The sequence below is a fragment of the Paenibacillus rubinfantis genome (assembly GCF_001486505.1).
Classification (GTDB): Bacteria; Bacillota; Bacilli; order Paenibacillales; family Paenibacillaceae; genus Fontibacillus; species Fontibacillus rubinfantis.
This window is the reverse complement of the sequence record NZ_LN909063.1, coordinates 735,754-743,503: the sequence shown is the minus strand read 5'-3', so window position 1 is coordinate 743,503 and position 7,750 is coordinate 735,754. Positions and strand designations below refer to the sequence as shown.

General features: G+C 52.3%; 4 protein-coding genes and 1 rRNA gene. All 5 read right to left on the bottom strand.

The genetic code is table 11. From position 1 onward, the window contains the following. Window positions 1–317, bottom strand: a 16S ribosomal RNA gene (locus BN3277_RS08395); the annotation flags it as partial. A gap of 323 nt (window positions 318–640) precedes the next feature. Then, on the bottom strand, window positions 641–1,834 hold the full coding sequence (locus tag BN3277_RS08390; protein WP_059041786.1) for an MFS transporter: 1,194 nt from the start codon (window positions 1,832–1,834) through the stop codon (window positions 641–643). A 184-nt stretch (window positions 1,835–2,018) separates the two neighbouring features. Beyond that, window positions 2,019–3,512, bottom strand: a complete 1,494-nt coding sequence (locus tag BN3277_RS08385) for an ABC transporter substrate-binding protein (RefSeq protein WP_232436361.1) — start codon at window positions 3,510–3,512, stop codon at window positions 2,019–2,021. Window positions 3,513–3,802: 290 nt separating this feature from the next. Then, window positions 3,803–5,149, bottom strand: coding sequence for a radical SAM/SPASM domain-containing protein (locus BN3277_RS08380; protein WP_059041785.1), 1,347 nt, complete (start codon window positions 5,147–5,149; stop codon window positions 3,803–3,805). A 185-nt stretch (window positions 5,150–5,334) separates the two neighbouring features. Beyond that, the gene (ligA, locus tag BN3277_RS08375) at window positions 5,335–7,359 is read right to left on the bottom strand and encodes an NAD-dependent DNA ligase LigA (protein WP_059041784.1); all 2,025 of its coding nucleotides are present in this window, start codon (window positions 7,357–7,359) and stop codon (window positions 5,335–5,337) included. Between the last annotated feature and the right edge of the window lie 391 nt (window positions 7,360–7,750).

The following is a 7,750-nucleotide window of genomic DNA, read 5'->3' as shown; positions in this document are numbered from 1 at the left end:
TTCACCCTCTCAGGTCGGCTACGCATCGTCGCCTTGGTGAGCCGTTACCCCACCAACTAGCTAATGCGCCGCAGGCCCATCCGTAAGTGACAGATTGCTCCGTCTTTCCCAAGTCCACCATGCGATAAACTTGCGTATCCAGTATTAGCTACCGTTTCCGGTAGTTATCCCAGTCTTACAGGCAGGTTGCCTACGTGTTACTCACCCGTCCGCCGCTAAGCTAATCAGGAGCAAGCTCCCGATTAACTCCGCTCGACTTGCATGTATTAGGCACGCCGCCAGCGTTCGTCCTGAGCCAGGATCAAACTCTCCAATAAAGTTTAAACTTATTGAATAAGCTGATAGCTCATTTTGAATCTGACGATTAAAATTAATCGTTTATTATTGACGTGTTCCATTTGTTCAGTTTTCAAAGAACTTGTTTGCGTATTCGGCAATTTCTGAATCAAATTCAGTTTTTGTCGAACAGTTATTTATTATACTCAATCAGTCGAATCATGTCAACTTCTTTTTCGACAACCCTGCAGGCTTTTCTACACGGTATCGTCCGAAGCGACAAGTAATAATTTATCACGCCGGTAAACTTTTTGCAATATGAAATATTCTCCATGCCTGCCATAGGCCGATGACCTGCCGTTTTTTAGTTTGCCGACGGGTTGATTCTCCTGATTTCGCGCCTTTTCCGACGAACCGCCCAAATGCCGACCCCGCTGCAGGACACGAGCAAAAAGCCTGCGGCTAATCGCAGCGCAAGATCATAATCGCCGGTAAAGACGCTTAGCCCGGACGACCCAGCAACAACACCCAGAGAGAAGAAGGCATAAAACATTCCAAACGCCTTTCCCTTATGCTCCGGGTCAACATGGCCAACAAGCAACGCGTTTAAGGAAGGGAAAAGCAGTGCGAACCCTAATCCGTAAACCGCCATCACAGCAAACATCCCCGCTTGTTGTCCAACCATTGAGAGGGAGGTAAGCGAAAAAATCACGATCACTCCGCCCGCAGTGCATAACCGCAAGGGGGAGATCCGATCGAACCAGCGGTTGCTCGGCAGGAGGAACAAGCTGATGGCAACAACCCCAAATACGCTAAGCATCAAGCCGGCGGCTTGATCCGGCAAACCTAACGCTTCCGCTTTGAGAGGAAGGCTGTACGTCAATGCCCCCATGGCAAACATTAAGGCAAAAGCACCGTAATAAGCCATTGCCGCCGATTCGTTCCGCAGCGTAGCAATAAATGCTTGTTTCGTGGTAGTGGAAGAGGCATTCAAGTCTTCATGACGAGTTTGGCGATCCCCATACTTTCCGAACACTACCAATACTCCCCCCGCAACCAGCAAAGCTGAAGCCACCACAAACAACCAATCCAATCCCGCACTAGCTTTCAGAATGCCGGCTAAAGCGGGCCCCAAGATGGCCGCAACGCCAACTGCCGCGCCGGAGTGAGCCATGGAACGCCCTTGATCCCGCGCCGAAGACACGCGCGATACCAACGTAAAAACGCTCGGCACCAGCAGTCCGCCAGAGAGCCCGTGCAGCACGCGAACCGCCAAAAGCTCGGCAGGCTGCCGAACGACTGTATAAAGGAGCAGAATGCCGGCGGTTACTATTAACCCCGTGAGGAGAACTCTTTTCCCGCCATACCGGTCGATCCAGAAGCCCGCTAGCATATTTCCCACCATATTCGTCAGGGAATACATTCCAACGGCAAGCCCTATTTGAAAAGAACCAGCCCCCAAACTTAACGCCAAAGGCCCCATCACCGGCAACTGGATAAATAAGTCCATGAAGCAAATGAGAACCAGCGTGTTTAACAACCATTTCGTTTTTGGCATCTTCTTCTCCTATCTCATTTGATCTTTGAAGATTATACGATATAACGTTCCCGCCGACACCTCAACAATCAAACCTAATGATGACGATCTGCCGAAATTTCTCAGGTTGGCATAAAAAAAGAGGGGGGCCTCCCCGCTTCCGCAGGGATCCCCCTCATATAGGGTCACTTCTTCTGAATGCTGTTTATTCGCCCGAATTGCTGGTAGACGTATCCGTCGATCCGGATTCGATGATCATCACGCTGCCTTCGCTTTCAGCAGAGTCGCCATTTCCGGAACTGGTCGATTCACCGGAAGCCTTCTTGGCGGCCTCATCCTTCACGGCCTTATCCAATAGGGCTTGAGCTTCGTCCTGCACGGTTTGCAAAGCTTCATCAATCGATTTCTTCTTCTCCTGGACCAGCTTCAGCTCCCGGTCAAGCACCGGCTGGTATTGCATATAAAAATCATTTGGAATCTTCTCGTAGCTGCGGCTTGCGTTCTGGTCAAGCTTCGGTTTCAGTTTGTAGAACGGCTCCAGGTTCACCCCATTATATTCCGTAGCAATTCCCATGCGGGACAACAGACCGTTATTCATTGATCTCGATTTGACCCGAGCGAATTCCTCGCCATTAATGAACTTAATAAATTCCCAAGCTGCGTCTGAATTCGGCGAATTGGCTCGGATCGCAAAAATATCACTAAAGTAGAGGTTGCGAGATGTTTGTGGATCAGCAGGATCTACCGGCCCCGCAGCGATACCTATTTGAAATGGTTTATAGTCTTTGAGCTGATCCTGGGCTTGCTTCACATTCTGCAGCATATAGATGCTCTCTACGGACATCGCTATCCGCCCCATCACAAAAAGCTGGCTCTTGTAGTATTCCTCCATCGTCCCGCCTTGAAAACCATTGCCCTCAGGAATATATACAGCCTTGGAATCCACGGCGTCCATCGCCAGCTTATAAGCTTGTTTCCACGAATCCGTATTAATCGTCACCTTCATCGTGTCCGGATTCAAGAACTGCAGGCCTTGAGCGGAGGCGATTGATGAGGCCAGATTCTCCATCGACATCCCATATTCTGATCCAAAGCCGTACACGCGCGTATCCTTGTCCCCTTCCGTCGGGAAGCGGCGGGCGAGGTCGAGAATTTCCTGCCAAGTCATCCCGTCGTGCGGCACCTCAATGCCGTACTTGGCAAACAAATCCGCGTTATAAAAGATTGCACTCCCGCTAAAAGTCGGAGACAAACCGTATAACTTGCCGCCGCCTTTCTCCTTCAGCATTTCGATCAGGGCCGGATAAATCGACTCGGTATCGTATTTATCCCGTTCGATCAACGTATCCAGCTCCATTAGCTTCCCGTCGCTCGCGAATTTATCGTAATTGGACGAGTCCAATAAGATGACGTCCGGCTGCTCCTTCTCGACGAACTCGGCGAAAGCTTTCTCGTAGTCGATTTGCTCGCCATTCGAGCTGTTGTATATTTTGCTTGTGCTGACCACTTCGATATCCACGTTGGGATGTCCAATCGAAAATAAATCCCCGTACTCCTGGAAAAAGTAGCGCTCGTCCCAAAACATGACCTTTAAGCTGGATTTCTGCTCCGTCTCCTGCGCAGGGCGGCTGGTACAACCTGCAAACACTGTGCAGGCTAGCAGCACCAACATCCCTTTATGTAACCAATTCCTCCTCATTACGACCTCCATATGAATATTTTTTAATGATGCCTTTATAGATAGAACGTTCAAGAAGGAGAGATAGTTTCTTTTTTTGGCAAAAAAAACCGATTTCCCGCAGCATAACCTGCCGCAGGAATCGGCTTTTCCTCGTGTGACGCGGAATTTAGCTTAAGTTGCCCGGTACGGATTTGGAGACCCTGCCGGTTTTGACGTGTGCGGGCTGAGCCGCGGTACGGATGACCTTCATGCTTATCACCTCCTTGCCAAGGATGTACTAAATCCAAGCGACAAGCGAGCGAATTCCGTCAAGACAGAGCTTCCCGCTGTTCTTGAAGCCAAATCGTACGTAAGGTCTTCTTAATCTGGCGTTTCTCGTAAGAGCAAGGGCGATTCCCCGTCCGCATCCGATACAGCGGGCAATGATTCCCTTGGCAGGCCGGCCGGAAAAAGCAGGCTTGGCATTTCTCATCCGTCTCTTCGCCGGACGTCGTCCACAGCGCCAGCTTGTCATAATCCAGATCCATCGTCCCATCCTCATGAATCCGGCCCAAACGATTATTGTCCTGCTCGATTGCAACCGAGCATTTATACAGCATGCCGTCCGAACCAACGATCAGGGAGTTGGGCTTCGCTGCATAACAAACCGCTCCGGTCGGCAGCAAAATATCCGAAATAAACGAACTGACCGTTAAGCCTTCTGCGATCGCCTGCTCGTTAAACGCCCAAATGCGATGGTCTTTCGTTCGCTCGTCGCATACCGGCAGGTTCAGGTCATTCTCCCCACCCATGCACCCAACGGGGCGGAAATAGACTTTAAACCGCGGATCATCCCCAAATAAATCGCGCAGTACCGGGATAAATCGGGAAACCGCCTCCAGATTACTGTTATCGAAGTTCACTCGCAGATTGATTTCAAACGGCCGGTCCACCTGCTTCAAAGACAGCAGATTGGTGACGATGGTCTCATAGGTTCCTCCGCCTCCGTTCAGGCCGCGACGAGCATCATGCGTGTCCCCTTCTCCATCCAGCGTCACCATAAAGCGCTCCACGCGGAGATCCAGCATCTGCTCAAACCGATCACGGGTCAAATAATAGCCGTTGGTTGACATTTCCGCGCCGTAGACCGCGCCGTTTGCTTCGCAGGCTGCCATGAACGAACGGGATAATCGTTCAATGACGTGCGGGACCAACAGCGGCTCCCCGCCATGCCAACTGATCGTCAAATGCTTTAACGTGCGAGCCCGTTCAGTCATATAAGCTGCCAATCCCCGAAGCACCTCCTCGCGCATCGTAGCCCGAGGAAACGACTCATAACAATACGTGCAGCGGAAATTACACGCCTCCGTGACCAGCAGTACCAGATGCATCGCGTCTTGGGCATGCATGGATTGGTGCAGAAACAACGCTCGCCGCATTTCGTCCGTATCGCCGGGGATAAGAAACCCGTGTTCAATCAACGATTCGTACAGCGGAGGGGCGGGTTCGGGAACGGGCGCGGCTGGGGCCAGCCACTCCAGGACTTGATTCCGCTCGGTTGGCGAGCAGGCGGCGATCGCGCCGGTATAGCTGTTGTACAGCATCAGGCCACCGTCGTCCGTTTCGCTTTGCGCATTAAAGCGCGAAGGCTTCCACTGTAACGCGTCGTGATTCATGTGTTCTCCATCCTTTTATGGTCAAATTGAAAATGAGAATCTTGCGATCCACCGCCCTATGATGAAGAAAACTCCTCTGGTTTGCCATGATCCTGGTCACTTTTCCAACAAGCAGCCGCAAAAAAATCCCCAAGCACGCCGGCGGATTACCGCTTACGTCTTGGGGATATTGAAAAAGTTAGGGTTTAGTTGATCTCATTCTCGTTTAACAGCCGGATCAATTCGTTCTCGTCTTCGATGACCGGAATGCCCAACTCTTGCGCTTTGGTCAGCTTGCTGCCGGCCTTCTCGCCGGCGATGACGAGATCGGTCTTCTTCGAAACGCTGCCGGTTACCTTGGCCCCCAGCGCCTCAAGCCGTTCGGAAGCTTCGTCTCGGCTCATCTGATGCAGCGTCCCGGTCAGCACGACCGTTTTGCCGGAGAAGAAAGAATTAGTCACCGGTGCAGCCGGTTTGGCTGGTGCCTTCGGCGAAACGCCGAGCTCCAACATTTTGCGAATACCGGCCAGATAGAACGGATCCGCGAAGAAGGTGACGATGCTGTCAGCCACGATGCCGCCGATGTCCGGCAACGACGTGAGCTCTTCTACACTGGCAGTCAATACGGCGTCTAAGCTGCCGAAATGATCAGCCAGTACCTTGGTCGTCGACTTCCCCGTGTTCGGGATGCCCAGCGCAAACAGGAAGGAAGCCAAATCCCGTCCCTTGCTCTGCTCGATCGCCTGCAGAAGGTTGTTGGCCTTCTTCTCACCGAAGCGCTCCAGCTTGATCAAATCGTCGAACGTCAACGTGTATAATTCGGCGGGCTCGCGAAGGTTTAATTCGTCGTGGAGCTGCTCGGCGGTTTTTTCGCTAAACGTCTCAATGTCCATCGCATCCCGGGAAGCAAAATGCGTGATCCGGGCGACGATCTGCGGTTTGCACCCCAGCCGGTTGTTGCAGAACAAATGAGCTCCGCGCTGCTCCAGCGGCGTACCGCAGGATGGACAAACCTCGGGATAAACAATCTCTCCGCCTTCCGGTTCATCCGGCACCTTGCCAAGGATTTCCGGGATGACGTCATTGGACCGGCGGATGAATACGCGGGTGCCTAGCGCGAACTTCAAGTTTTTGCGTTCGATGTCGCCGATGTTGTTCAGCGTGCAGTTCTGCACGGTAACGCCGGCCAGCTCCACCGCTTCGACCTTGGCCAGGGGCGTAATCTTGCCGGTCCGCCCTACGTTCCAGGAGACGGATTCGAGGATCGTGGTGGTTTCCTCCGCTTCGAATTTAAAGGCGACCGCCCAGCGCGGGAACTTATCGGTATAACCCAACACTTCGCGCGTGCGCATATCGGTGATTTTGATGACGGCTCCGTCGATCAGGTAATCGAGGGTCGTGCGCTTGTCCACGATTTCCTGCAGCGCCTCAATGACCTTATCAAAGCTGTCATGGTAAGACACATAGGGATTTACCTTGAAGAGATTGTTTTTGAGGAAGGCCATCATCTCCCGATGATCCTGAAATTTCAGGTTGTCCGAATACCCTACATTATAGAAAAAAGCGTTCAGTTTGCGCTCCGCCGTCGTTCGCGGATTCAGGTTGCGCAAGGCACCAGCCGCCGCGTTACGCGCGTTCTTCAGCGGCTCGGCCGCCGTCTCGTTGTACTTGGCCAGCACGGACAAATTCATGATGCCCTCGCCCTGCACCTCAATGGTGCCTTCCCGGTAAGGAATGGTTAGCGGTACGGATTTGATCGTTTTGACCTGCGGCAAAATCCCTTCACCCACAACGCCGTTGCCGCGGGTGGAGGCCTGAACGAGCTGCCCGTCGGCATACGTGAGGTTCAGCGTTAACCCGTCAAATTTCAGCTCAACCACGTAAGTGGGGTCCGGCAGCGGGGTGTCGGGATTCTTGCTATTGTAGTCGTTGATCAGCTTCAGCGCCCGGTTGTTCCAGTTCAGCAGTTGCTCTTCGTTCTGCGCTTTATCGAGGCTCCACAATGGAGCCAGATGGCGGTGGGGCTTGAAGCCTTCCAATAGCTCGCCGCCCACACGCCCTGTCGGCGAATGCGGGAGGGTAATCCCGGTCTGCGCCTCAAGCGCGGTCAGTTCATCATACAGCCGGTCGTACTCCTTGTCGCTAATGAGCGGTTCATCCAAAGTGTAATAATGATAGTTGTACCGGTTTAGCTGCTCGACGAGCTGCTCCATTTGTTGCATCGCGTCCATGCAGGGACAACCCTCCTTAGATTAGGTGTGATATGTATAGAAACGGAGGAACCCGATTGGGTTCGCTCCGTGGAGTAGATCGATTGGGAAGAGCGCGGCGGACGCTCGGCGGAGTGTGCGAGGCGCATTCCTTAGGTTAGGCTCGAGGTGCACCACATGCCGCCTCTGATTGATTATAAGGGTATTTTTTACCGCTATTATGATGGGAATGCTGCATTCTGCGGGGAATAAGGGTAAAATATGGCGCTATTCGTCGCCAAACTTAGCTGATCGGGGCTATAGTGGCAAAATAAGAACATAAAATGGTCTTATTTCACGAATAGGAGGCAGCTCCGCGAAAATAGGGACAAAAATTACTCTTATTTTCTACTGATAGAGCCAAATCACACCC